The organism is Bacillus sp. LQ01 (genome assembly GCF_057624735.1).
In genome coordinates, this window is record NZ_JBYEZL010000006.1 from 143,473 (window position 1) to 169,721 (window position 26,249).

At 34.4% G+C, this 26,249-nt stretch carries 24 protein-coding genes and 1 pseudogene; 4 read left to right on the top strand and 21 right to left on the bottom strand.

Annotated features, from left to right (window positions below):
- Positions 1–21 precede the first annotated feature (21 nt).
- Positions 22–1,467: a HAMP domain-containing sensor histidine kinase gene (locus AC22L0_RS25960; protein WP_000041028.1), complete on the top strand. Its 1,446-nt coding sequence runs from the start codon at positions 22–24 to the stop codon at positions 1,465–1,467.
- Positions 1,468–1,612: 145 nt separating this feature from the next.
- Positions 1,613–2,125: a GNAT family N-acetyltransferase gene (locus AC22L0_RS25965; RefSeq protein ID WP_000351212.1), complete on the top strand. Its 513-nt coding sequence runs from the start codon at positions 1,613–1,615 to the stop codon at positions 2,123–2,125.
- 32 nt (positions 2,126–2,157) lie between these two features.
- Here the strand turns inward: AC22L0_RS25965 and pdxR are convergent, their stop codons facing one another.
- Entirely contained in the window at positions 2,158–3,558 is a 1,401-nt protein-coding gene (gene pdxR, locus AC22L0_RS25970; RefSeq protein WP_087964834.1) for a MocR-like pyridoxine biosynthesis transcription factor PdxR, read from the bottom strand.
- Between the two features lie 120 nt (positions 3,559–3,678).
- Between pdxR and AC22L0_RS25975 the strand changes: the two genes are divergently transcribed.
- Both AC22L0_RS25975 and AC22L0_RS25980 read left to right on the top strand, forming a co-directional pair.
- Complete coding sequence (locus AC22L0_RS25975) at positions 3,679–4,605, top strand: DMT family transporter (protein WP_001059059.1); 927 nt, start codon at positions 3,679–3,681, stop codon at positions 4,603–4,605.
- A gap of 186 nt (positions 4,606–4,791) precedes the next feature.
- Positions 4,792–5,316, top strand: a complete 525-nt coding sequence (locus tag AC22L0_RS25980) for a DUF4871 domain-containing protein (protein WP_000719695.1) — start codon at positions 4,792–4,794, stop codon at positions 5,314–5,316.
- A 292-nt stretch (positions 5,317–5,608) separates the two neighbouring features.
- Here the strand turns inward: AC22L0_RS25980 and AC22L0_RS25985 are convergent, their stop codons facing one another.
- The 20 genes and pseudogenes from AC22L0_RS25985 to AC22L0_RS26080 form a co-directional block, all read right to left on the bottom strand.
- The gene (locus AC22L0_RS25985; protein WP_087964833.1) at positions 5,609–6,808 is read right to left on the bottom strand and encodes an NAD(P)-dependent malic enzyme; all 1,200 of its coding nucleotides are present in this window, start codon (positions 6,806–6,808) and stop codon (positions 5,609–5,611) included.
- A 59-nt stretch (positions 6,809–6,867) separates the two neighbouring features.
- Positions 6,868–8,214 (bottom strand): 2-hydroxycarboxylate transporter family protein, encoded by a 1,347-nt coding sequence (locus AC22L0_RS25990; protein WP_087964831.1) that lies wholly within the window; start codon positions 8,212–8,214, stop codon positions 6,868–6,870.
- Between the two features lie 122 nt (positions 8,215–8,336).
- A complete protein-coding gene (locus AC22L0_RS25995) occupies positions 8,337–9,044 on the bottom strand; it encodes a response regulator (RefSeq protein WP_000598668.1) in 708 nt (235 codons plus the stop codon).
- A complete protein-coding gene (locus AC22L0_RS26000) occupies positions 9,041–10,645 on the bottom strand; it encodes a sensor histidine kinase (RefSeq protein WP_087964830.1) in 1,605 nt (534 codons plus the stop codon). Before AC22L0_RS26000 ends, AC22L0_RS25995 begins: the two co-directional genes overlap by 4 nt.
- Positions 10,646–10,723: 78 nt before the next feature.
- Complete coding sequence (locus tag AC22L0_RS26005) at positions 10,724–11,671, bottom strand: methyl-accepting chemotaxis protein (protein WP_434787947.1); 948 nt, start codon at positions 11,669–11,671, stop codon at positions 10,724–10,726.
- Positions 11,663–12,706: pseudogene (locus AC22L0_RS26010) on the bottom strand (HAMP domain-containing protein); the annotation flags it as partial. The gene AC22L0_RS26005 and the pseudogene AC22L0_RS26010, both read right to left, overlap by 9 nt.
- Positions 12,707–12,987: 281 nt before the next feature.
- Positions 12,988–13,737, bottom strand: coding sequence for a C39 family peptidase (locus tag AC22L0_RS26015; protein ID WP_000621163.1), 750 nt, complete (start codon positions 13,735–13,737; stop codon positions 12,988–12,990).
- A 13-nt stretch (positions 13,738–13,750) separates the two neighbouring features.
- Positions 13,751–14,572 carry a hypothetical protein gene (locus AC22L0_RS26020; protein WP_000728596.1) on the bottom strand — a complete coding sequence of 274 codons (822 nt, stop codon included), beginning with the start codon at positions 14,570–14,572 and terminating at the stop codon, positions 13,751–13,753.
- Between the two features lie 231 nt (positions 14,573–14,803).
- Complete coding sequence (locus tag AC22L0_RS26025) at positions 14,804–16,054, bottom strand: sensor histidine kinase (protein WP_087964826.1); 1,251 nt, start codon at positions 16,052–16,054, stop codon at positions 14,804–14,806.
- Positions 16,051–16,722 carry a response regulator transcription factor gene (locus tag AC22L0_RS26030; RefSeq protein WP_002102717.1) on the bottom strand — a complete coding sequence of 224 codons (672 nt, stop codon included), beginning with the start codon at positions 16,720–16,722 and terminating at the stop codon, positions 16,051–16,053. Before AC22L0_RS26030 ends, AC22L0_RS26025 begins: the two co-directional genes overlap by 4 nt.
- A gap of 195 nt (positions 16,723–16,917) precedes the next feature.
- Positions 16,918–17,622: a metallophosphoesterase family protein gene (locus AC22L0_RS26035; RefSeq protein ID WP_048568054.1), complete on the bottom strand. Its 705-nt coding sequence runs from the start codon at positions 17,620–17,622 to the stop codon at positions 16,918–16,920.
- A gap of 455 nt (positions 17,623–18,077) precedes the next feature.
- Positions 18,078–19,454: an ABC transporter substrate-binding protein gene (locus AC22L0_RS26040; protein ID WP_087964824.1), complete on the bottom strand. Its 1,377-nt coding sequence runs from the start codon at positions 19,452–19,454 to the stop codon at positions 18,078–18,080.
- A gap of 21 nt (positions 19,455–19,475) precedes the next feature.
- Positions 19,476–20,297 (bottom strand): carbohydrate ABC transporter permease, encoded by an 822-nt coding sequence (locus AC22L0_RS26045; protein WP_000635956.1) that lies wholly within the window; start codon positions 20,295–20,297, stop codon positions 19,476–19,478.
- Positions 20,294–21,226 carry a carbohydrate ABC transporter permease gene (locus AC22L0_RS26050; RefSeq protein WP_000573803.1) on the bottom strand — a complete coding sequence of 311 codons (933 nt, stop codon included), beginning with the start codon at positions 21,224–21,226 and terminating at the stop codon, positions 20,294–20,296. The genes AC22L0_RS26045 and AC22L0_RS26050 overlap by 4 nt, the downstream gene beginning before the upstream one ends.
- Positions 21,226–22,323: an ABC transporter ATP-binding protein gene (locus AC22L0_RS26055; RefSeq protein WP_000571380.1), complete on the bottom strand. Its 1,098-nt coding sequence runs from the start codon at positions 22,321–22,323 to the stop codon at positions 21,226–21,228. The genes AC22L0_RS26050 and AC22L0_RS26055 overlap by 1 nt, the downstream gene beginning before the upstream one ends.
- Positions 22,320–22,886 carry a glycerol-3-phosphate responsive antiterminator gene (locus tag AC22L0_RS26060; RefSeq protein ID WP_000472001.1) on the bottom strand — a complete coding sequence of 189 codons (567 nt, stop codon included), beginning with the start codon at positions 22,884–22,886 and terminating at the stop codon, positions 22,320–22,322. The genes AC22L0_RS26055 and AC22L0_RS26060 overlap by 4 nt, the downstream gene beginning before the upstream one ends.
- 308 nt (positions 22,887–23,194) lie before the next feature.
- Positions 23,195–23,875, bottom strand: coding sequence for a GNAT family N-acetyltransferase (locus tag AC22L0_RS26065; RefSeq protein ID WP_001239778.1), 681 nt, complete (start codon positions 23,873–23,875; stop codon positions 23,195–23,197).
- Positions 23,876–24,027: 152 nt separating this feature from the next.
- Positions 24,028–24,897 (bottom strand): ankyrin repeat domain-containing protein, encoded by an 870-nt coding sequence (locus AC22L0_RS26070; protein WP_000287336.1) that lies wholly within the window; start codon positions 24,895–24,897, stop codon positions 24,028–24,030.
- Between the two features lie 441 nt (positions 24,898–25,338).
- Positions 25,339–25,842, bottom strand: coding sequence for a nitrous oxide reductase accessory protein NosL (locus AC22L0_RS26075; RefSeq protein ID WP_000865666.1), 504 nt, complete (start codon positions 25,840–25,842; stop codon positions 25,339–25,341).
- Between the two features lie 135 nt (positions 25,843–25,977).
- Positions 25,978–26,232, bottom strand: coding sequence for a hypothetical protein (locus AC22L0_RS26080; RefSeq protein ID WP_000857377.1), 255 nt, complete (start codon positions 26,230–26,232; stop codon positions 25,978–25,980).
- Between the last annotated feature and the right edge of the window lie 17 nt (positions 26,233–26,249).

A 26,249-nucleotide genomic window follows, 5' to 3' on the forward strand; every position in this document is an offset into this window, starting at 1 on the left:
TGAATAAGGTATGGTGAGAAAATGAGTAAACTTTCCCTTAAAATTGGGACATACTTTTTAATATTAGCTTTATGTATTGAAACAATTGCTTTCGTATCTTTTTATAAAAGCCTTTCAACAATGCGTGTGAAAGAAGAAACCGATGCTCTATTAGAGAAAGGTAATCGGTATCGTGATAAGATTGTAAACCGTGCAAGATGGAATGATCATTCTAAACAACAGCAATACACAGAACGTCCTAAACACCCTCGGTATCAGGATTTCACTATCGAGCATGCGGCTGAAGATTTAATCGGTTCCGAATTAATTGCTAATACTGATATCACAATCATTATAACTGACAATAACGGCAAAATTATTTCTAACTCAGAACCCATAACGAAAGAAATGCAAAAACAACTTATTTGTAAAACAAAATCTATTCCAAAAAGCGGGTTAATTGTAGAAAGAAACTGGAAAAAATCAAAATTCATCTCAACAGTAAGTCCACTTGAAATTCAAGGATTTCAAGGTAATTTACATATGTTATTAAAAACATCTTTCTTAGAAAAGATGTTACTTAAACTCCTGCATCAATTTCTTATCATTAGTATTTTGACGATTATTTTAACAACTATTTCTGTCTTTGTTTTTTCTAAATTTATTACAGATCCTCTTATAAAAATGAAGAGAGCGACAGAAAAAATGTCAAAATTAAACAAGCCAATTCAATTAGGTATTAAACGAAATGATGAACTCGGAAGTTTAGCAAAAACAATTGAAGATTTATCGAGTGAGCTTACGTATATGAAAAAAGAGCGCAATGAATTTCTCGCTAGTGTCGCTCATGAACTATTAACTCCATTGACCTATATGAAAGGTTATGCAAAGGTAGCAAAGAGAGACTCTTTAACAAAAGAGGAGCGAGAAGAATACTTACAAATCATTGAGGATGAAACGGATAGTGTAACCGATCTCGTCCAAGATTTATTTATGCTTGTACAATTAGAACAACACCAATTTGTTATAAAAAAACAAAAAGTGCTTCTTCAGCCATTTTTAGAACGAATGGTTGAAAAAACAAAAACAACATTAACGAATAAGCAAATGCAACTTCATGTATATTGCAAAGATGATTTAGAAGTTTGTATAGACGAAAGACGTATGGAACAAGTTATGTTAAATTTATTACACAACGCTTATCAACATTCGCCAGAAAACACATCCATTACGATACGTGTACTCATGGAAACATATTCTTTTACAATAAGTGTACAAGATGAAGGTGAAGGTATTCCTGAAGAAGATATCCCGCATATTTTTGACCGTTTTTATCGTGTTGATAAATCCAGAACACGAGCTACAGGCGGAAAAGGCATCGGGCTAGCTGTTGCAAAGGAAATTGTAGAATTGCATAACGGTTCTATTCTAGTAACAAGCCAATTAGAAGCGGGAACAAACTTTATAATCGAGCTACCTTTTGAATAATATGCGTGTGAAAACACCAGTAGTAGTAAACACTACTGGTGTTATTTTGTTCATAAAAACAGCTCATATAAGCTAAGCTTTTGAAATTATTCTTATTTCAATATAAAATAAAGGTACATTTGCAAAGATTTGGAGGGTGATATAATTGGATATCCATGTATTAACAAAAGACGAAGCAGAAATTTACTTAGAACTTCGCGTAGAAGGATTAAAGCAAAACCCTGAAGCATTCAGCTCTTCTTATGAAGATATTATTAATAAAGAGTGTGCGATTGAATATAAAGCACAAAAATTAGCACAAGATGAAAACTATACGCTAGGTGCATTTAAAGATGGAAAATTAATCGGGGTTGCAACACTGGAAACGAAACCATATGTAAAACAAGAACATAAAGCTAAAATCGGTTCTGTATATGTATCTCCAAAAGCACGCGGACTTGGAGCAGGAAAAGCACTTATTAAAGAATGTCTTGAGCTTGCTAAATCTTTAGAAGTAGAACAAGTTATGCTTGATGTTGTCGTTGGCAACGATGGAGCGAAAAAACTTTATGAATCATTAGGTTTTAAAACATTCGGTGTACAAGAACGTTCATTAAAATATAACGGACAATATTGGGACGAAGAGCATATGGTCTTATTCTTAGATGAAAATAAATAATAAAAAACATCCTCATGTTTGGAGGATGTTTTTTACTTTCTTGTAAACCATGCCGTGTGTAATAATTGAATCGCTTTCGCAATCTCTTCCTCTGATAATATCGCAAACCCAAGTAAAACTACACTCTCAGGCGCCATACCGTCTTTATAGTACGTAGACACAGGATATATTTTAATACTATATTTCGCAGCTTCTTGAATTAATTCTTCTTCCCGCATTCCATTATGCACTTTTAATAAAATGTGTAATCCCGAATCTTCTCCTATCACTTCAACACGATTAGAGAAATACTTCTCTATTTCAAAAACAAGTCTATCTCTCTTCTTTCGGTAGACAACACGCATTTTATGAATATGTTTTTCCCAATATCCTTCATTTAAAAATCTTCTAATCACTTCTTGATCTATTCTTGAAACACTTTGTGTATAAAATAAATATTGCTGTTGATACTTTTTAATTAATTTCTTCGGCAACACCATATAGCTCATCCGTAGCGATGGCAATAATGCTTTAGATAGCGTCCCCATATAAATAACTTTCCCCTCTGTATCTAACCCTTGCAGCGCCGGTATAGGCTTTCCAGAATAACGAAATTCACTATCGTAATCATCTTCAATAATATACCTGCTCTCTTCTTTCTTTGCCCATTGTAAAAGCTGCATCCTTCTCGTAATAGGCATAATCATTCCATATGGAAACTGATGGGAAGGTGTAACAAATACAACATTCGCATTGCTATTTTCTAAATCTGCAATACAAATTCCATCTCTATCTAAAGATAACATTTTGACTCTTGCTTCTCCCTGTTCAAAAACAACCATCTTCCTATGATACCCTGGGTTTTCAACTGCATAATGGCTTCCCTTTAACAATTGAAACAATAGTTTCACTAATATTTGTATTCCCGCTCCTAATACAATTTGACTAGCTGAACAACGCACACCTCTAGATTCATACAAATAATTCGTAATCTCTTCTCTTAAGCTTGCTTCCCCTTGAGGGTGTCCTAGAAAGAGAAGTTCGTTATTATGCGGCTGCCATACTTCATTTACAATTTTCCGATACATATTAAATGGAAAAGCATTTGTATCAATTCCTGTTTGTGTAAAGTCAAATTTATAACACTTCTCCTGAAACGGGACTTCTTCTATCCTCTCTTCGCTATCCTCTACATGAACCATTTGCTCAATCTTGCATACAAAATAACCTTTTCTCGATATCGATTCAATATAACCTTCTGCAAGTAATTGTTCGTAGGCTGCCTCTACTGTATTTTTACTTACTTGTAAATGTATCGCTAACTTTCGCTTAGCCGGTAATTTCGTAAAAGGGACAATCGATCCATCTTTAATCTCTTTTTTTATATACTCATACAATTGCACATACAATGCCTTTTTACTATTCACATTTAAATTAGGCGTTAATTCTAACATAATATCTGACCCCTTAATAAAATTAAAATCTGATACTTTTTACAGTACCAGATTTTATATATAATTCCTTTTATCATGTCACACATCAAAAATCAAATACCGGAGAGGAGAAACATGATAATGAACAATGGTAGACGTATCGGACTCATTATGATTATTACAGGGGCTACATTATGGGGATTATCTGGTCCAATGATTCAGTGGCTATTTCAGCATACTAATGTATCCTCAATTGATTTTTTAACAATTCGATTGTTACTTGCAGGAATATTTATTTTGTCTTTCTTACTTATAAAGAAACAAAACATATTTCAAATTTGGAAACATCCTAGATATTCTATACAACTTATTATTTTCTCTATTCTCGGCATGCTCGGTGCACAATACGCCTTTATCGAAACGGTTCATATTAGTAACGCGGTCACTGCAACGCTATTTCAATTTCTAGGTCCTGTTCTTATTACCGTGTATGTTGCATTTGAACAAAGAAAATTCCCTGCTTCCATGCAACTATTCGCAATTATAGCCGCGCTAATAGGAACATACTTTATTATTACAAATGGCTCAATTGAAAATATTGTTTTATCTAAAGAAGCTATTATTTTTGGACTATTAACAGCAATCGGATTTGCATTTTATACCCTTCATCCGGCTTCTCTCATTAAAGAATGCGGGACAACTGTAGTAATTGGTTGGGGGATGTTAATCGGAGGAATTGCACTACTTATTTATAATCGTTCATTCGGGTGGAATCAATTTTCACAAACCCTTACACTGAAAACTTTTTCTATGCTTATTCTTATCATTGTTAGTGGTACCCTTTCTTTCCTTCTATATATCGGTAGTCTTAAATATTTAGCAGCAACAGAAACAAGCATTTTATCTAGCATTGAACCCCTTGTAGCTGCCATCGTTTCAATCACTTGGCTAAATGAAGCTTTTGGAGCATACCAATTATTAGGCGGCGTATGTATCGTTCTGTCCGTTATTTTTTTGACGATGCCTCAAAAAGAAACCGAACCAACCTATACAACGGAACAAATATAAAATGAAACTTTAATTAGTGGGGCTATCTCCCACTGATTATTAACCTACACCAATCGGGCTTTACGGGATAAAAAATGTCAAAAGAGGTCGTACAAAACTTACGACCTCTTTTTATACTTTAAAGGAATTGTCCCGCCTTCTAGCAAATACAATTACACTAACAATAAAAACTAGGAGTGTGGCACCATGAAAAAAATCGGAACTATGCTACTTCTCTCCCTCCTCATCACTGGATGCACACAAACTCAACCGGATTCAAAAGAACAAAAAAAAGACGTAATAGCAACTTCATCCACTCAAGTGAACGCACCTTCCTTCTTTCACCTTAGTGTTTTAAAAGATGTAAATTGGGAAGAAGCCCCCTCATTCATAGACGGAAAAATACCTTTAAAAGGCATCGAAGGAAAAATCGCAATGGCTGATAGTCCTATTATCGCAAATGAACAAAATGAAATAATGTGGTACTTTCTAGATTCTGAAATACCTACTGGAAAATTGTCTATTATTGCGCTAAAACAAGGATCTGTAACTCCAACACCAGTACTCTTTCAAAAAGAAATTTCCAAACAAACTTGGACTACTTCAAATACAATCAATTCTACTACAAGCGAACTCCCTCTCGCTATGTCACTACCTTCATCTGGATTATGGTTATTAAATATCTATGTGAATGAAAAATATTATGATCAGTTTGTAATCACCGCTAAGTAAAGTGACAAAAATAAACCACTTTCTTACAACAATGTAATTTCTACGTCATGTACTTCGATAGTTGAATTATCTCTCTTCTCTTATACTTAAAGTAAGAAATGAAGCGAGGAGAGATGAGAGATGAAAAAAATGATAGAAGTAATCGTAGCAGTAACTGAGGTTTTAGTGAATGGTAAACAAGTTGCAATGGAATTAAATAAATAGTGAAGAAACATAAATAATTCTACACTTCTTCATTATTTTGATTTCTTATCTCAAAAAAGCAGTGCCTTTTAGGCACTGCTTTTAGCTATTAATAACGTGGTATTTTCGTAATTTGTGCCACGCCTGAATCAATAGCTGCTTTCGCTACTGCTTCCGCAACACTTGGAACAACTCTTTTATCTAATGGATTCGGGATTACATAATTCGCATTACGTTCTTCATCAGTAATGATGTTAGCGATCCCATATGCTGCCGCTAATTTCATCTCTTCTGTAATATCAGTTGCGCGCACATCTAACGCACCGCGGAATATTCCGGGAAACGCCAATACATTATTTACTTGATTCGCATAATCCGAGCGCCCAGTTCCTACTACAGCTGCCCCAGCCTCTAATGCATCCTCAGGGAAGATTTCTGGAATTGGATTCGCCATTGCAAACACAATTGCTTTCTCATTCATCGTCTGTACAAGTTCTTTCGTTAATACGTTAGGAGCAGATACGCCAATAAAAATATCAGCTTGGTTAATCGCTTCTTTTAACGTTCCACGCACATGTTCACGATTTGTCTTTTTTGAAACTTCAATTTGCGCTTCGTTCATCCATGTTTCACCTTCACAAACAATACCTTCTAGGCTAACTAGCGTAATGTGCTTTGCACCAGCCTTTAATAATAATTTTCCAATTGCAATTCCTGCCGAACCCGCACCGTTAATAACGATTTTCACATTATCCATTTGTTTGCTAACAACTTTTAATGCATTAATAACAGCTGCTAAAACGACAATAGCTGTTCCATGTTGATCATCATGGAATACAGGAATATTCGTTTCTTCTTTTAATCGTTTTTCAATTTCAAAACAACGCGGTGCTGCAATATCTTCTAAATTAATCCCTGCAAATGTAGGCTCTAAATTTTTCACAAGGGTAACGATTTCATCTACATCCGTTGTGCCTAAACATAATGGGAAAGCATCTACATTCGCAAACTTCTTAAACAAAATACTTTTTCCTTCCATAACAGGCATAGCCGCTTTCGGTCCAATGTTTCCTAAACCGAGTACCGCTGTTCCATCTGAGACAACTGCCACCATATTACCACGTGCTGTATAGTCATACACCGTTTCTTCATCTGCCGCAATTGCTTTACAAGACTCCGCTACACCTGGTGTATACGTCAGGCTTAAATCATCCGCTGAATTTACTTCTACTTTACTTGTAATTTCAATTTTCCCTACTAATTCTTTATGCAATAACAATGATCTTTCATTAATTTGATTCTCTAACATACTTATAATCTCCCCTTAATTTGACAAGCTAGCTATATGAATATAGCTAGCTTGTTTGATCATGAAAACATCTTTAATAATATTGTCGCTGTTACAACCATTGCCGCTCCGCCTAAACGAGTCGAAATTTGCGCGAACGGCATTAATTCCATACGATTTGAAGCTGATAAAATAGCAACATCTCCAGTTCCACCTAAACCGCTATGACATCCAGTTACAATCGCTGATTCAACTGGATACATTTTCATCACTTTCCCTACAAGAAAACCTGATGCTACCATTGTAAGAACAACCGATGCGCACACAACAACATATCCTACTGAAAGAACTGCTGCTACGTCTTTTAACGGAATATATAGCAATCCTAATCCAACCATTAAAGGCCAAGTTAAATTCTTCGAAATAAATTTATATAAATGGAATGCTCCTTGCTCCATTTTTGCTGGCATTAATTTAAAGTATTTCACAAGCGCTGCTGAGAAAATCATAATGATTGCCCCAGGAATACCGATGAACTTAGAAGCAAATCCTCCGAAGATGAAGAACGTACACGCAATTAATAAACCTGCTCCCATTAATGAGAAGTCAATTGGCCTCTCTGTATTTTGTTCTTTTAATAATTCTGCTTGATTGTCTGTTTTCACTAATACACCGTTACCACTAAGCTCCGGTTTCTTCTCACCTAAACGCTTCATATACCCTGCACTTACAATTGCGAACATATTTCCAATAATAGCTGCTGGAATAAGCTGTGATACAAACGTTGCTGATGATTCATTTAAAATATCACTATAAGCTAGCGACAATGGTAAAATCCCTTCCCCGATACCACCACTCACAATTGGTACGATGATAAAGAAGAATGTGTGCTTCATTTCAAATCCAAATAATGAACCGACCAATAATCCTACTGCTACAGAAGCTAACGTCCCTACTACTAAAGGAATAAACATACGAACGAAACCTTGTACTAACACTTTACGGTTCATTCCTAAAATACTTCCGACTACTAAACAAGAAATATATAAATATAAAAAGTTTGATTTTTTCATTAACATAGTCGCAGCTTCCATTGAAGCTGGATTCATCCAGTTAAAAAATACAAGTAATGATGGAATAAATAACGAAAGTATTGCTGGACCACCGATATTTTTTAAAATTGGAATTCTCATCCCAATATCGCCTAAGAAAATCCCCATGATCATAATAACTGCAAATCCACCAATCATATCTGCTGGCAATTTATTATATACAGATGCCCCATAAATAATAGCAGCCAATACTACATATAACGGTAAAGGTATAACACCGATTTTTACATTCATAATTTTAGAAGCGAAAGATTCTCTTTGTACTTCATTTCCTTCAGAAAATGATACCGCTTCCACATTCTTTTGAATTCCCATATGGCACCCCCTCGTTTTCTTAATAACAATATTAAAACGCTTTCAATAGTAAAAATAGTTTTTGTAAGTTTTGTAATTGATTTTGTAATTAAAAAAAGTATAAGCGACTTATGTTAAGTCGCTTATACGTAAAACTCTATTTTCTTTTGATCAACACATCTTAATTTACTTACAGGTCTTCCCACATGTTGGTACATCATTTCGTTTTCTAACACCCCAATGTCAGTCAGAAACATTACATATTTTCGAATAGAAACTCTTGAAATTCCAACTAATTGTGCCATTTCATCTGTTGTAAATACTCTTCCATTCAGAGACTCGATCTTCTGCCAAATTAATTGCAACGTTTGCTTCGTTAACCCTTTTGGAAGCTCTTTCGTCACAGTAGGCTCTCTTTTTTCTTTTTGTAAAATTAATGAATCTAATTCCGATTGACTAATTTTTTGTTGTTCTTTCATGAAAGTAAGTTTTTCTCGATATATAGTTAATGCCTCTTTAAATCGTTCAAATGTAAATGGTTTAATTAAATAATCTACTACGCCATATTGTAATGCTTTTTTTATACTTCCCATATCATGTACAGCTGAAATCATTATAATATCGCTTTCTTTTTCTTGGTTCCGGATATACATTAAAAGCTCAAAACCAGTCTCTTCAGGCATAAAAATATCAAGTAATACTAAATCTACTCGTGATTTCTCTAATATTTCTATCGCTGACTTTACTGAGTTAACTGCTTGAACAAGTTCAAACCCTCCTACTTGCTCTAAATAATGCGTATTTAACATTGCTACCATCGGGTCATCTTCTACAATTAAAACTTTAATCATATTTGCCTCTCATCCCTACCTTTAGGTATTTCAATTGTTATCGTTGTTCCCTTTCCTACTAATGAATGCATATGAATTTCCCCATTTATTCGCTGTATACTTTCTCTTACAAGATACAAACCATAACCACGGTTATCTCCCTTTGTGGAATAACCTTTCGTAAATACTTCCTCTATTTCTTTTTCTTGTATACCTTTTCCCGTATCTTGTACTGTAATAGTTAGTATATCCCCATGTTGTATCTTAACTTCAACTCGCTTCTTTTCACAATTCGTAACTGCCTCTAATGCATTATCAATTAAATTTCCGACAATCGTAATAAGTTCATGAGTAATACTTTCAACATCTATTTCCGGCATGTAAGAATCTTCACTTATAATTAATTTTATATTTTTCTCTCTAGCATAGCTGAGCTTACCTAGTAAAAAACCAGCAAATACTGGACTTTTTATTCTTTTCATAACTCCACCAATTTCATATTGATGCTCTGATACCATGCCGCTTATATACTTCTGTAATTCTTCATACTGTTTCATATGTGTAAGCCCTAATACGACATGCATCTTATTCATAAACTCATGAGATTGTGCCCGTAATGCTTCTGCATATAGTCTAATACCAGTTAGTTCCTCTGCTAGTTTTCTAATCTCTGTTTTATCACGAAATGTTGCAATTGCACCAACTATTTCTCCTTTTACATATAAAGGAACTCGATTCGTCACAATCGTAATTCCATAAATATTTTGTTCTTCGTTTAATTGTACTTCTCCCGTTTGCAATACTTCTTTTATACGTGAATTTGGCATATACAACTCAACATCTTTACCGATAAAATCTTCTTCAAGTCCGCTTTTTTTAAATAGACGTTTCGCTTCATTATTAATTAACGTTACTCTAGCCTCTTTATCTACAGCAATAATACCTTCCTTTACAGATTGTAGCATCGTATTTCTTTCTTCAAGAATTTTGGCTATCCTGTGCGGCTCAAGACCGAATAAACTTTTCTTTATATGTCTAGCTAGCAATATTGCTCCTATAATTCCGACTAATACACCCACTCCGACACCAATATAAATAATATGTCTACTTTCCTTAACTCTCTCTTTTACATTATCTGCTGAAATACCAACAGCCACTGCTCCAAGTTGTTCACCTGTTTCAGAAAATATTGGTACAAACACTCGCATGGAAATACCTAAAGTTCCTTCTGCTAACGATACATGTTCTTTTCCTTTCAATGCAGGCCCTTCATCTCCCCCAATAAAATGATGCCCTATTTTTTGAGGATTTGGATGTGACTTTCTTATTCCATTCATGTCCATAACTACAATAAATTGAACACCTGTGTTTTGTAATATTCTATTTGTATACGTTTGGATTGCAGAGGTATCTGCTTTCCCAACCAAACCATCGATTACAATCGAATCATTCGCCACAATGTGTGCAATTGTTTTTGCTTTCTCTGCTTGGCTATCCTCCGTCGTCCGTTCTACATTATGACTAATTAATATATCTGTCACAAGTAAAGAAAAAATTACAACTGTACAAACTAACAATGTAATCGTTTTCCATAAATTCCATAGTCTTTTTCTTTTTTTCATCCTGTTAATGACTCCCCTAATTGCTGAATAGAAAAATAAGTAAGGTGATATTATTTTCACCTTACTTATCTGCTGTTATTATACTTTAAATTTACTAGTCATCGCTTGTAGTTCTTCTGCCATCTCAGCTAAGTTTTGCGAAGCTGAACTAATTTCCTCCATGGAATTAACCTGTTCTTCTGTTGAAGCTGCAACACTTTGCATACTAGCTGTATTTTCTTCTGCAGCAGCTGCAATTTCATCAATAGCATTTGTCACTTCATTTGCATCTCCAGCAATTCTCTTCGTTGTTTCTACCATTTGATTAACTTGAGAAACAATATGTGTAGTAGAACTTAAAATTTCCGTAAAACTTACTTTCGTTTTTGTTACAACATCAAGGCCTTGTTGAACTTCTCCATTCACATTATCCATCGCCTTAACAGTATGTTCAATATCCGCCTTAATTTCTGCAATTAAATTTGCAATCTCTCCAGATGACTCTCCTGATTGCTCTGCTAATTTTCTAACCTCATCTGCTACAATAGCAAATCCTCGTCCCTGTTCACCTGCTCTTGCTGCTTCAATAGCCGCATTTAAAGCTAATAAGTTTGTTTGAGTTGCAATGTTTTGAATTGCTTCAGAAATAGCTCCTACTTGCTTTGATTTCTCATCAAGAAGTTTAATAATAGCATCTGACTCGGATACCGACCTAGAAATAGACTGCATTTGTTTTGCGGTTTGTTCAACTAAATCTTCTCCCTCTTCAGCTCTTTCACGGGCATGTAATGAGGAAATAGAAATTGACTCTGCGCTTCCAGTTACATCTTGAATTGCTGTATTTACTTGTTGTAATGTAGCCGCACCTTCTTCAACACCTTGACTTTGTGACTCAGCCCCACCTGATACTTGTTCCATCGCAATTGTAATTTGATCTGTCGCATCATTTGCTTGCTGTACGCTCGCTGTTAACTCTTCAGCCGATGCTGCAACATGTTCTGCTGAAAAGCTAATTTGGGTAATAACATCCTGTAAAGACATAGACATTTCATTAAATGAATTCCCTAATTTCCCTATGTCATCCTTGGAATGGATTGTAATTTTCTCTGTTAAATCTCCCTTACTAATTTTATATGCCGATTCAGCTATTTTTCGTAATGGCCCTGTAATAGACTTTGTAATGAAATAAATTAATATACTACCAAATGCAATAGCAATAGCAATGACAATCAAAGTCTTATAAAACACTGGACTGGCAGCTTGGTTAATTTCTTCATCGAACATAACACCAACTACTTTCCAGCCTGTTTTCTCATTTGTTGCAAAGATTAAATTCTTTTTATCATCTTGTTCTGTATAAGACACATTTCCTTGTTTTTCTTCATAAATTGGTTTAATCCAAGGATCAGTAACTTTTGCACCTGGTTTTCTAGATGGATGACTAACAATTTGCTTATTTTGATCTAAAATAACTGCATAACCTTTTTCACCAATATTAATCATTTTGGAAATTTTTAAGATGTTATCTAAATTTAAGTTAATTCCTATAACACCTTTACCATCTTTTACTTCTTTAGCAATTGTCACTACCATATTTTTGGTAGATGCTGATTGATATGGTGAAGTAACAATTACTTTCCCTTTATTTTCATGTGCTTCTTTATACCAAGATCTATCTCTTGGATTGTATCCATCAGCCATTTGGATAAATGGTTCTCTTATAAACTTTCCTGTCTCTGTTCCAATATAAATACCTTCTACTTCTGGATGAAGTTTTATATATTGCGCTAGCTTCGTTCTTACTATTTCTTCCTGTCCATTTAGATATGTATCTTCTGTTAAGATGTCTGCAAAGTACGTCGCATCAACAAATTTCTCTTCTATATTTTGAGAAATAACAGTATTTAAAATCGAAATATTCTCCTTTGCTTTAGCTGTCATTTGATGTTCAAAATTTGTTTTGGCAGTTTGATATGAAACACCACCAATAATAATTCCTGGTATAGTTAAAATAATAAAGAATGAAATGATTAATTTTTTATTGATACTCATACATTTAACCCAGTTAAATATTTTTTGCATAATAAGCCTCCTTTATGTAATGTGGATACTTGTGTCATTTTATACAATTAACATGCATAAAACAATATATAATGATAACATGTAAATTTTTCGTCAATTATGCATCTTTGCATATCCACTCCTTATACGTATTTTAATCATAAAAATAAGAGAACTTTAGCATTATATATGCTAAAGTTCTCTTATTTCTTAACAGCTTCTACTCTATAAAACTTCTCTTATAATCCTTAAATCTTTACCCTTCGCCTTATAGTCATATTACTAAAACTCTTCGTCCTAATTTATTTGACGCTCTTTACATAACTAATTGCCTGACTTCCCATTTGTACCCATGCCTGTTCAAAGGTTTCTCTCGGTACTTTTACATCTAAGCTATCCTCAAGTGGATCTCGAATATATACAAATTCCTGATCATATCCAATAAGTACAACACAATGTTCATTATACGTAATAGAAACATCTCCACTATTTGTTTCCCATGTAGTAAATTCAGCTGCATCTAATGGTGCAAATGTTGCATTTGTGATCATGACTACAGGTTGCCCTGCTTTTATCCTCTTATAAATTTCTTCTATATTCTTCCCTGTTAAGTCTACAGCTTTATTAGGTAAATATTTTTCCGCTAACTGAAAAAGTGGCCCATGATATACACCATATCCCGATTCAGAAAATGTATAAATATTACCTACAAATCCTTCATTTGGATTCCCGCGCACACCATCGTCTATAAAATCAACTTTTTTTATTTCATTTGCTAATGTCATCTTATCCACTGAAACACCAGCGTATTGTAACATCATCGCTAAGCTTGTCACTTCACAGCCTCTATCTAGCTCTGGTAGTTGCTGAATTAATGGTACACTTGATAAAATGACCTTTTCATCATTATTACTAAATTCCGGTTCTTTCCCGTTTTGTATATTGAAGAATGTCCACTTCTCCCCATACTTTGTAATTCCATTTGTATATACACTCCATACCGCTATAGCTAGTAATGCTATACATATATACCACTTAAACCTCCGTATCACTCTCACGCCCTTTTTAGTTCGTTAAATAAGAATAAAATGCGTCAGCATCCGTTCGAATCACTGGTACAAAATTTAGTTCTTTTTCTCTCTCAGGTTGATCTTTTTTTATTTTTTCTGTTAGCTCTTGAATATTCATGTTCGCTTTGTCCATATTAAGCTCATCTGCCAATTGTAGCACCTTTTGTTCATTAATTTCTCTTAATACTTGATATATATCTTTCCCATATAAATCAATATGATATTTTTTTGCTTCTTCCTGCACTTTTTGTTCGTACACCTCTTGTGCTAACACTTCTATCTCTTTTCCTTTTGGTGAAATACCTAACTTCCCTGCTTCCTCTCTTACTTTCGTTCCATAGATTTCTTCTGCAATGTCCTCTATTTCTTTTCCATTTGTCGAAATACCTAATTTATCCGCTTCATCATTAATTTTAATCGTATTAATTTGATTAATTAAATTTACAATTGATGTATTTTCTATAGATATGCCTAGTTTTAACGCTTCTTGCTTTACTTTTGTTTCATAGATTTCTTCTGACAGCGTCCCAACATCTTTTCCTTCAATCGAAATTCCTAGCTGCTTCGCTTCTCTTCCTACTTCTGTCTCATGAATTTCTTTTTCTAACGTAATTTGTTCTTTCCCTTCCGTTTCAATACCTAGATTCTCTGCCTTTTCTTCTGTATGCACAGCATGTATCTTTCCATTATTTAATTGTTCTTTACTACGTTGTGTGTAATCTGTCTTTCCTTTTGATGTTTCAGAAGGAGAGGCACCCCCTAATATACTTAAGCTCATTACTCCAATAGTGAATACCGTCATCATTTTCTTTTTCAAAATTAATTCCTCCCTCTTATACTTTCTTTCCCATCATTCCCCTAGTTTTTTTAATACTATACATACATCTCATCGCTGCTTGAGATAACATTATGATTGATAAACCCCACTCACATACACCTAGTCTCTTCTTCATGTAACGAACTTTCTTCATGCCATATATAATATAAATAGTTTCTTAACTTTGTCTTAAAAAAAGACGACCTTGTAAAAACAAGATCGTCTTCTTACTTATATTTTTTGGTTTTTAGGGAAAATCACTTCAAAACAAGTGCCATCTCCCCATTTGCTCTCTACTGATATTTTTCCGTAATGCTTTTCTACAATCCAATTTGCGATTGAAAGACCTAATCCAGCTCCTTCTGACGTACTTCTTGCTCTATCCCCTTGATAAAAACGATCAAATAATTTCGGAATATCTTCTTCTTTCACTCCTATCCCGTCATCTTTCACCTGTATGCGAATCGAACTACTCGTTTGCGTGCAATCAATTTGAATATGCCCGCCTTCGTTTGTATACTTCATCGCATTATCTAACAGTATGACCATCATTTGATGAATCCGCTCTCTATCAGCCATAAAAGATACGTCACGTTCTACTTTTAGTATCATTTCTTTTTCTTGATAAGAAGCAATCTCTTTATATGGAGCTACTATTTCTTCTAACAATTTATCAAGTTCAAATGTTTTTTTATCCATCTCAATTTGATTAGAATCAGAACGTGCTAGTAATAATAAATTACTAACGAGTTTTGATAACCGCCTACATTCTTTTGAAATTGTAGAAATATCCATCGCTTTTTCTTCTATCGTAGCGGATGGTGACTGAAATAACACATCCGTTTTTGATTGAATAACTGCAAGCGGTGTCCTTAATTCATGTGATGCATCAGAAACGAATTGCTGCTGTTTCTCCCATGAATTTTGAATAGGTACGAGTGCTCTGCCAGCTAGGAAAAAGCCGATACCTATCGCACATAAACTTCCTATGCTACAACCTATAACGAGGATTAAAAATAAAGTATTTAACATTCCTTCTTCCGCTGTTATATCTCGCACGATTTGAACTATTTCTCCATCTTTTTGAAGCGAAAATACTCTAAAATATCGTCCTTGTACTTTGATATCTTGTAACTCCCCTATTTTTTCCGGAGAAAACTTTTCCAAATTCTCTTCAAAAATTGAACGGAATTTACGATTATCGCCCTCTATTTTCACTATTTTCCCATTCCAAGTTATTCTAGTTACTCGCGGATCTCCAATTTGGATATTCTCCATACGTTTTCTTGGTGGTATTTTAACATCTAATTTTTCTCTATACTGAGCCATCATTTTTATAGATTGATCCACTTCATTATAAATACGCTTATATGTGTATGAATAAATAATACTACCTAATATACCTATTAATAGGATAAATACTAATGAATTCACTATAGTCAAACGAATGCGTGTCTTTTGAAACATACTTCCTTTTTTCATTGTTCTTTTAATATATATCCAATACCTCGAACAGTTTGAATATCTTTCTGATAACCGAATGGTTCTAATTTTTTACGCAAATGATGCACATACACTTCCACAATGGCTACTGTCGTATCTGAATCAAATCCCCAAACACGATCAAAAATTTGTTCACGCATTAAAATCTTACCGCTATTTTGAATGAGATACTCTAGTAGCTCATATTGTTTCAATGTCAACTTAATACTTTGTCCATCTACTTGAACGTCTTTATCTTTTCCGAACAATTCAATCCCTTTATAACGAATCGTTTGCTGCGTTGTTAAACTACCACTTCTGCGTAGTAAAGCGCGAATTCTCGCTTTTAATTCAGGGGCCTGGAATGGCTTAACGATATAGTCATCTCCACCAAAATCCAATCCCTTCACCCGATCTTCTAAAGAATCTCTCGCTGTCAAAAACAGGACTGGTGTTTCAATCTTTTCATCACGTATTCTTTGAATTACTTCAAATCCATCCATCCCTGGCATCATCACATCCAGCAAAATTGCATCATATATATTTTGAAGCGCTAAAAACAATCCATCTTCTCCATTTATTGCCGTATCTACTTCAAATTCATCACGCAAAATTTGTACGATAGACTCTAATAACGAGGCATTATCTTCTACTACAAGTAAGCGCATGCTCTCACCTTCCATCAAATAGTTCAATTCTATTTATTATTACATTTCTTCTCTTCATAGCAAAAGAATGTAGTTACATTACGTATTTTCATTTTTAACTATTTCCTTCTAAAATTTTGAAGTTTTATTATAAAAACTTTGTCTTAAATTTAGCTTAATAAAAAATTGAAAGAAATAAGATTCCTCTTATCTCTTTCAATTTTTTATTACATATACCTTTTTACTCGGCAATTCCAAACAATTTAGCTGACCACCGTACACAGCCCCGCCATCAATTCCAATAATACGATTACTACCAAAATACACTCCGCACTCCTCACTACCATGAAGCGTTTTTGTTTCCGTATGCCCAAATACAACAACCTTTTCACCGCTATATCCATTATGAAATTCATTACGGATCCACATTAACGTATATGGTTCAGATTCAGAAACTCGTTTCATCGGTTCAACCCCAGCATGTACAAATATATACTCTTCTGTTTCAATGTAATGATCTAATTCTTGAATAAACTTTATATGTTCCTCTAATACACGAGAGTGTAAAATCGGTTTTTGGAAGTCTTTCTCATTAACCGCAATATCCTCTTCTACAAATCCATAGCTATATAATGTCTTATCTCCACCATTTCTTTTTACCCAATGGTTCCATGAACGTTCCTCATTTGTCGTTAACGCCTTAATCATCATATCTTCATGATTTCCCTTTAAAATGAGTGCTCCCTCTTCTTTCAATTCTCTTACCTTTTCAATTACAGCACGCGCATTTGGACCACGATCTACATAATCTCCCAGTAAGATTAATTGATCCTGTTTCGCATCATATTGTGCTTCTTCCAATAACTGTTCGAACTTTTCTATCTCTCCATGAATATCACTAATAACAAGAATTCTTTTCATATTATCCCCCTCTTTCTAATTATAGTTCAAAACAACAGAAACTTCCGAATCTTAATCTTAAATCAAATTTATCCCGCATTAACGGGCAGTACGCCCCCCCCAACTGATTACAGTTTCACTTTATTACAAACTAAACTATTATCCTTACAACAATGTAAGTCTCTTGTCATCCAATTCGATAGTTGTAATTACTGTATTTCCTTATACTGAAAGTAAGAAATGAAACAAAAAACAAGGAGAGATGAGAGATGAAAAAAGTAATGGAAGTTGTAGTAGCGGTAGTAGAGGTTTTCGTAAATGGTAAACAAGTCGCAATGGAGTTAAATAAATAATGAAAAGGACAACATTCACTCTAGACCCTTTACTCATATAAAAGAGATAAGACTTCATCATTTCTTTGATCCCTTATCTCCCTATAAAGAAAGCCTTATCCCTTTTAAGGATACGGCTTTCTCTTATTTTTGACTCGTACGAGCTGAAATGCTAATTGCTCTATCTGTTGCTTTGGCAGCTTCATCTAACGCTTCTTTACTATTCTTCCCGTCATACATCGCTTCTAATGCTTTTACAACTGCATCTCGTGATTCTGGGAATACACTAATTAAAGCCCCTTGTGTTGCTGGAGATTGCTTCGTCGCTTGCAGTTGATCTACTGTTACTTTCAACTGTGGATATTTTTCATATTGCTCTTTTACTAATGGCTCATTATATGCATCTGGATTAATTGAGAAATAACCTGTTGCAGTATGCCATTTTGCTTGTACGTCTGGCTTCGTTAAATATTTCATAAAGTCCCAAGCACCTTGTTGCGTTTCTTCTGAAACCATATTCGTCATCCATAATGATGCTCCACCAATAACAACACCATTTTGTTTCGAATCCTCTGGATACGGAATATATGAAACACCTACATTAAACTTAGATGCATCAATTAAATCACGAACACCTGCTGAAGAATCTAAATACATAGCAACTTGTCCAGACTGGAACGCGGCACGAATATCATCCCAACTTGCTCCATACTTTCCAAGTGCGCCAGCTTTATTTAAATCATCTAACATTCCAAATACTTTCTGTCCTTCTTTACCGTTAAATACCGCCTTCTTTGCAGCATCCTTACGACCGTTTTCGTTATCTACATATAAAGCACCTTGTGTCGCTAACAATTCTTCAAAGAACCAACCGTAGTTAAGCATGGAGAATCCATATTGTTTTACATTTCCGCCTTCTTTAATCGTTAACTTTTTCGCTGCTTCTTGTAATTCCGCATATGTTTTCGGAGCTTTCTCTGGATCTAAGCCCGCCTTTGCGAAAGCATCTTTATTATAAATTAATACTGGTGTAGATGAATTAAATGGCATAGAATACATTTTTCCATCAACTGAATAATAATTTGTAATTGCTTTTTCTAATTTTGACGTATCGTACTTATCTTTTTTTATCCAGCTATCAATTGGTGTGATTTTTTTACTATCAACCATATATTTCGTTGTAATTTCACTCGATTGAACAAGAGCTGGCGCTTCTTTCGTTGCAGACATCGTTCTAAATTTCGTTAAAGACTCTTCATATGTTCCTTGGAACTCTGCCTTTATCTCATATTTATTTTGCGACTTATTATAGTCTGCAACAAGACCATCTAGTACTCCTTGTGTTTTTCCACCCATCGCATGCCAGAAGCGAATTACTGTTTTATCACCATTTTTTTCAACTGGTGCTACTTTTGCCCGTGCTTCAGGTTTTCCCTCTGTTTTACTATTTGAACAAGCGACACTAGATAATGCCATTGTTGCTACCATTAATAGAGCAGCACCTTTTTTTACTAGATTCATTTAAATCTCACCTTCTCTTAATTATTTAATTGCACCTTTTGTTAATCCTTGTTGTAATTGCTTTTGCCCTAAAAATAGTAAAATCAATGTTGGAATAACGATAACCGTAACACCGGCCATTACGCTTCCCCAATCAGTTGCAACTTCTTGAGACTGAAGCTGCTTCACACCGATTTGCACTGTTCTTACTTTTTCATCAGTGGTCACTAAAAGTGGCCATAAATACATATTCCATGTTGTTAAAAAGCTATATACTCCAAGCGTAATAAAACTCGTTTTACAATACGGAATTACAACGCTGAATAAAAATCTTATATTTCCAATCCCTTCAATAAACGCAGCTTCTTTCAGTTCATTCGGAAGTGTCATAAAATGTTGACGTAACAAGAAAATACCGAAAGCTGTTGCAAAAAACGGCACTGTCATCCCGGCGAAACTATTGATCCAACCAAAGTTTTGAATCGTTAAAAAGTTAGGCACCATCGTTGCTTCCCACGGAATAAGCATCGTTGAAATAAACAGGAAGAAAATTAAGTTTCTCCCTTTAAACTGAAGAAAAACAAAAGCATAAGCTGCTAAACTTGATACGATAAGTTGTCCAATCATAACGACTGTCGATACAATTAAACTGTTATATAAGTATGTAAAAAGTGGTACTTTTTGAAAAATATTAATGAAATTATCAAAAGTAAACTGGGTCGGAAATAACCTTCTCATTTGAACATCGTCTGGTGTCATAAAACTTATTAAAAATGCATACAGTACAGGAAAAAATACCATTACTGCACTAATAATGAGCAGCATGTATAATAGGAAATTTTGTTTCCACTGTTTAACAATCATTTATAATGCACCTTTCTCTCAGCAAACTTAAATTGAAGTAATGTAGCAAGGAAAATGAAAACAAATAATACCATTGCTTGTGCACTTGCTGTTCCAAATTGATGATTCACAAACGCCTCTTTGTAAATCGAGTACACAATCAAATTCGTTGCATCATTTGGTCCACCGTGCGTTAAAATATCAATTTGTCCAAAGCTTTGGAACGCACTAATTAATGTTACTGTTACAATAAAGAATAAAGTTGGTGATAGCATCGGTAATGTAACACGGCGAAGTTTATATAAATAACTAGCACCATCTATAGATGCACTCTCATATAACGACGTATCGATATTTTGTAAACCACCTAATATAACTAAAAATGCAAAACCTGTATTCACCCAAACTGTTGTAACTGATACAGAGAATAGTGCCCAGTCCGGACTCGTTAACCATGCGATTGCAGGAAGGTTCATAGAAGCTAATATATTATTAAATAATCCTACACTTGGATGAAATAAAAATAGCCAAATCACTGCACTAGCAGCTACTGATATTCCCATCGTCGAAGAAAACAGAACTCGGAATAACCCAATACCTCTTACTTTTCCATTTGCAATCAATGCAAGAAACAAAGCAAATATAATACTCGTAGGCACTGTATATAAAACAAATAATAAAGTTGATTTTATACTTTTGTAGAAGGCTGGATCAGAGAATAAGTATTGATAATTTTCTAAGCCAACGAAAAGATTAGCTTCCCCATGTATATCGGTTAAATAAAAGCTATAGTAAATTGTCCTAAACAATGGATAGAACAAAAAAATCGAAAATAACAAAATAGATGGCGCCAAAAACAATAATCCTATTCTTAAATCTTTCGTTCTCCCCCATAATTTTTTCTTTTTTGACACCTTTGTTTGAACTGGTAACTTACTTACTTCGATCATTATTTCGCCACCACTTTCAACTCTTCTTCAGCTACCACTTTTAAGCGTTCATTCGTGTTTTCATTAAAGAAGCATAACTTTTCTTGCGAGAATAATAATTTTACTTTGTCACCTTTGTTCAAGAGTAACTGTCCGATGACTTTCGCACTCCAAGTTGTTCCATTTACCGCAAAGTTCAATATAGACTCATTCCCTAATACTTCTACAGATTGCAACGTCACTTCTTGTCCCTCCTCAGACAGTACAATATGCTCAGGGCGCATGCCTATGCGAATTGTTCCTTCTGGTAATTGCTTTAACTGTCTAATAGATAATGGAATTTGCAATTGCCCTATATGTAATACACCTTTTTCTTTATTTACTTCCCCATCATTTATATTCATAGAAGGAGAACCTATAAAGTTTGCAACAAATTCGTTTGCTGGTTCGTTATATATGTCAAGTGGTGTTCCAACTTGCTGTATACTTCCTTTATTTAAAACCATGATACGATCTCCCATAGTCATCGCTTCTATTTGATCGTGGGTAACGTAAATCATCGTAATTCCTAATCGCTGCTGAATTTCTCTAATTTCAATTCTCATTTGCGCACGTAATTTCGCATCCAAATTCGAAAGTGGTTCATCCATTAAACAGATTGGCGCTTGACTCACAATTGCCCTGGCAAGTGCAACACGCTGTCTTTGTCCGCCTGATAATTGGCCTGGTTTCATTTTCACATACTCTTTCAGTCCTACCATTTCAATAGCTTCCATTAATCGCTTTTGTCGCTCTTCTTTTTGTACTTTTCTTACCTTAAGTCCAAATAAAATATTTTCTTCTACAGATAAGTGTGGATATAATGCATAATTTTGAAATACCATTGATAGATTACGGTCTTTCGGCTCTAGATCATTTGCAACACGTTCATTAATAATTAAATCTCCTGAAGAAATCTCTTCTAAGCCAGCGATCATTCGTAATAATGTGCTTTTCCCGCATCCCGAAGGTCCAACTAAAACAAAAAATTCACCCTTCTTAATATGAACCGATACGCCTTTAACCGCTGTCTCTTCTGCATTTTTATATACCTTTGAAACATTTTTCAATTCAATCACAAGGTTGCACTCCTTTTTTCTTCTTGTATCCATACTTCATAATGACTTGTTGAAATCGCACTTGCTCCTGCATGAATTGCAATTTCCGCATCTTCTCGCGTTTGAATCAGCCCACCTGCAATAATAGGAAACTCTATTTCCTCTACTAGCTGTTTAATTATAGAAGGCATAATCCCCGGCATAATCTCTACTGCATTTGGTTTAGTCGTTTTACAATTTTCAATTGATTTAGTAAGGGATAAAGTATCTACAATAAAAATACGTTGAATTGTTTTCAATCCAATTTTATTAGCATTTCGAATTGTTGAACCCTTTGTTGAAATAATACCTTGTGCCCCGATAACATCTTGAATATACAAAAGCGCTTCCTCTGTATTCGTATTTAAGCCTTGTATAAAATCACAATGAAGAAATACATCATGTCCATGTTTCTGCAATTCATATACACGCTCTGGTAATTCCAGCATTGAACCAGTCATAAGAAAAACTGTTTTCGGCAATTTTTTGTATGCTTTGTATCCTTTCCAATCCTTTATCATCGCAATATAAGGTTCTTTAAACATTTTTTCCACCTAACTGTTCTATTTTTATCCAAACTAAAAACACCTACTTACATAGAACGCCTTTCTCCTTATTTGAACTCTAGGGAATAGAGCACACCTAAGAAAGTGGCACATTATATGTAAGTGGGTGTTCTCAAATGTTCTCTACCCTATTTATTTTGTTACCTTTACTATATTACGCATTTATTAAGTCAGTTTTGATAGATTGTTAATTAGGTGTTAACCGAATGTTAATATTCACCATATCATCATTTACATTAATCCATATATTCGAATACAAACGAATAGAACGAAACAATACTTAAAATTCAATCAATATGTAAATTCATTCCATAGTTAATAAGTTTTAGTTTGCTTGCCACTGCTTGCGAAGCAAAGTTATCCCAAGCAGTACTATAAAGTGGAATGCGCTTTTCCTCTTGTATTGATAAGGCCCAGGCTGTAACAACATCAGTACCATATCCATTCCCTTGAAATTCCGCTAAAGTTTCCACACTTGCCTCAGCAGCTACGGGCGTACTTCTGGCACTGCAACAAACGGAAACTACCTTTTCATTTTTTACAATTGCAAAATAAGGTTTCCTCCATTCCATCTGTTCTATTAGATTAGGAAAATTTTCTCGCAAAAGCTCTCTATTCTTCTCAGTTATTTGTATTGTTCTAGTCGGCTTATGTAAATTACTATGAAACATGAAAGCAGGACCCATCCAAATATTTTCCACTGTTCTTTCTTCATTTAATATATTAATAATCTTTGCTATCTCTATATGCTTTGAAGGTTCTCGAATTAACTTCTCAATCTTACTTACCGTTTCATCGTCCACATTACAATGATATCTCGTTATACTCCCTTCACGAGTTCTGCCAAGAAAAAAACGTGGTGCTTTCGGATTTCCTTGTTCATTTACATATTTCATTTTTCCTACTTGATTATGAACAAATAAAACCTCTGCCTGAATTACTATTAAATCAAGTTTTGAGAGCCTCATTTTTATCCTCCTTATTTACTCCATATACCATCCATTCATAATCTATTTTTCATGTTCAAAATAAAAATCCCATTCAAATACACATTACTGAATCCATCATACTAACTGATTTCTTCATTCTGTCTATCTAAATGGGATTATTTTTCCGTTTTTTACTCTACTGGTTGTTGTGGCTGTACTACTTCATTCGCTCCAGCTACCCTCAACATATTTACAATATCTTTAAAACCTCTTTTTTCAGCGTATTGCAGTGGCGTCAGATGTTCCTTGTTAGCCATGTTTACATCTGCACCGTGATCAATAAGCAATTGAATTACTTTCTTATGGTTTTCACTACCATTTCCTAATACAATTGCTTCTAATAACGCTGTTCCACCACGTTCATTTTTATAATTCACATCAATATCTGTATGCTCTAATAATTCTTTAACAACCTCTACATGGCCACGCTCAGATGCAGAAATAAGTGCTGTCCCACCTGACCTAGTCGTTTCTTTCGTATTAACTCCTGCATTAATTAATACTTTTACAATATCCGTATATCCTTCTCTACTTGCATAAAGAAGTGGATTACTTTTTTTCTCATCTTTAATTTCAATATTAGCACCTGCACCAATTAATGCTTTAACTGTCTCTACATGATTTTGGTACGTCGCTGCAAGGACAGGCGTTTCTCCGTTGTCACCTTCTACGTTTATATTCGCTCCATCCTGAATCAACTTCATAGCTGTCTCTGTGTCTCCAAGGGTAGCTGAAAGTAACAACTGTTTGTCCATTAAATTTATACTTTTCTCTTCTTTAGATTCTTCCTGTTCTTTATGCTTCTCTTTTTTCTTTTCATTTTTCACATGAACCGGTTTCGATTCTGGTTCTTCTTGCTTATCGCAAGCCACTACCGTCATTAAAAGTCCTAATAAAATACATAATAAAATTTTTTGTTTTCTCACAACTACAGCTCCTATGAAAGATAATGTTTTCTTAACCATTCCTCCATCACATACAATAACTCTTCTTGAGTACATTTATCCATAAGCCCTTTATATTCCTTCTTTAATCGGATTATCTTAAGCTTATACTATGTTTCTCAACCTATTGAAATGATACGCCTGATGGCCCCATCATTAACATTATGAAGCAATTAGTTTAGCACGTTTTTACCGCATTTGTATACATTTCTAAAAAGTACATAAAGTGAAACTTTAATTAGTGGGGGTTTTGTTCATCCACCACTAATTATTAGCCCACACCAATCGGGCTTTTACGGGCAGCCCGACTCCACCTAACTTCTTTGCTTTCACTAAATTTTGAGGTGGGGATCTTATTGCCCGTTAATGCGGGATAAATGATTGCTTTAGGTTACTATATTCCATTGTAACCGTTCTTCTAAAAATTTTACACCTTTTCTATATTTGCACCTGAGTAATAATAGAAAAAGACAACTATATAGTTGTCTTTTTCTATCATTAATGATGTCCACCATGATTTCCTGCTTTCGGTTTCCCCATCATCTCTTTATTCATTTCCCATTTATGCTCTGCTAGCTCTTTATATGAAAGAACTTTCCCCTTATAGTTAGATACAAAGCTCTCTGCATCTTTTTTATTTTTAAATGAAATGACATTATAAGCCATCGGTGTCGTTATTGTTTTATCATATACGTAAGTAGCGTCTTCTAACGAAATCCAATCTTTCGAATCATAATCTCGAACAAATTTCTCTTTCGTCTTTTCACCTGAGTTGATCTCCATCCATTTATACATACAACCGATATCATCAAACTTTAACGCTTTTCCATTTTCTAAAATAATTTCTGTTGCAAATTGATTATCTGTTACCCCAATTTGACAAATATCACATTTATCATGTTTCTCATCAATGGCAACAGCTGCTGTTTCCTTTTTCCCACACCCGACTACCGTAAATACGAAACATAAACATATAGCAAGTACGACATATTTTACTTTCATCAATATTCCTCCCTAGAAACCGTATACTCCACGAAAAGAATACCAAAAGGTTGTGTGAGATTTGTGAAAAAACAATGTGCTTTTTGTAATATAGGAAACAAAAAAAGATGTGTAGTTATTTCTACACATCTCTCATCACTCACAACCTGTAATTAATAAATCATCTTCTAATTTAACTAATAATGTATCCTCACTAATTTCCTGTCCAACTTCTACATTTACCAATCTTATATTTCCACTAATCCCGACTGCAATTTTTTTAAGCTCACCGTCATTTTTTCGGATCATCAGTAATTTCTCCCATTCATATACGTAAGAAGATTCATTAATAAAAATCTCCTCTACTTTTCCTTCATAAGAGCTATAAATCTCTTCAATTCTCGTTTTCATATAACATCTACTCCCTA

Coding starts and splice junctions, on each gene's coding strand:
- AC22L0_RS26025 (WP_087964826.1), bottom strand. CDS start 16,054: ATGAAAAAAGGAAGTATGTTTCAAAAGACACGCATTCGTTTGACTATA.
- AC22L0_RS26045 (WP_000635956.1), bottom strand. CDS start 20,297: ATGATTGTTAAACAGTGGAAACAAAATTTCCTATTATACATGCTGCTC.
- AC22L0_RS26075 (WP_000865666.1), bottom strand. CDS start 25,842: ATGAAAGTAAAATATGTCGTACTTGCTATATGTTTATGTTTCGTATTT.
- AC22L0_RS25990 (WP_087964831.1), bottom strand. CDS start 8,214: ATGGGAATTCAAAAGAATGTGGAAGCGGTATCATTTTCTGAAGGAAAT.
- AC22L0_RS26050 (WP_000573803.1), bottom strand. CDS start 21,226: ATGATCGAAGTAAGTAAGTTACCAGTTCAAACAAAGGTGTCAAAAAAG.
- AC22L0_RS25985 (WP_087964833.1), bottom strand. CDS start 6,808: ATGTTAGAGAATCAAATTAATGAAAGATCATTGTTATTGCATAAAGAA.
- AC22L0_RS26035 (WP_048568054.1), bottom strand. CDS start 17,622: ATGAAAAGAATTCTTGTTATTAGTGATATTCATGGAGAGATAGAAAAG.
- AC22L0_RS26030 (WP_002102717.1), bottom strand. CDS start 16,722: ATGCGCTTACTTGTAGTAGAAGATAATGCCTCGTTATTAGAGTCTATC.
- AC22L0_RS25975 (WP_001059059.1), top strand. CDS start 3,679: ATGAACAATGGTAGACGTATCGGACTCATTATGATTATTACAGGGGCT.
- AC22L0_RS25995 (WP_000598668.1), bottom strand. CDS start 9,044: ATGATTAAAGTTTTAATTGTAGAAGATGACCCGATGGTAGCAATGTTA.
- AC22L0_RS26005 (WP_434787947.1), bottom strand. CDS start 11,671: ATGTCTATGTCTTTACAGGATGTTATTACCCAAATTAGCTTTTCAGCA.
- pdxR (WP_087964834.1), bottom strand. CDS start 3,558: ATGTTAGAATTAACGCCTAATTTAAATGTGAATAGTAAAAAGGCATTG.
- AC22L0_RS26060 (WP_000472001.1), bottom strand. CDS start 22,886: ATGTTTAAAGAACCTTATATTGCGATGATAAAGGATTGGAAAGGATAC.
- AC22L0_RS25980 (WP_000719695.1), top strand. CDS start 4,792: ATGAAAAAAATCGGAACTATGCTACTTCTCTCCCTCCTCATCACTGGA.
- AC22L0_RS25960 (WP_000041028.1), top strand. CDS start 22: ATGAGTAAACTTTCCCTTAAAATTGGGACATACTTTTTAATATTAGCT.
- AC22L0_RS26080 (WP_000857377.1), bottom strand. CDS start 26,232: ATGAAAACGAGAATTGAAGAGATTTATAGCTCTTATGAAGGAAAAGTA.
- AC22L0_RS26070 (WP_000287336.1), bottom strand. CDS start 24,897: ATGTACTCAAGAAGAGTTATTGTATGTGATGGAGGAATGGTTAAGAAA.
- AC22L0_RS26000 (WP_087964830.1), bottom strand. CDS start 10,645: ATGAAAAAAAGAAAAAGACTATGGAATTTATGGAAAACGATTACATTG.
- AC22L0_RS26065 (WP_001239778.1), bottom strand. CDS start 23,875: ATGAGGCTCTCAAAACTTGATTTAATAGTAATTCAGGCAGAGGTTTTA.
- AC22L0_RS26040 (WP_087964824.1), bottom strand. CDS start 19,454: ATGAATCTAGTAAAAAAAGGTGCTGCTCTATTAATGGTAGCAACAATG.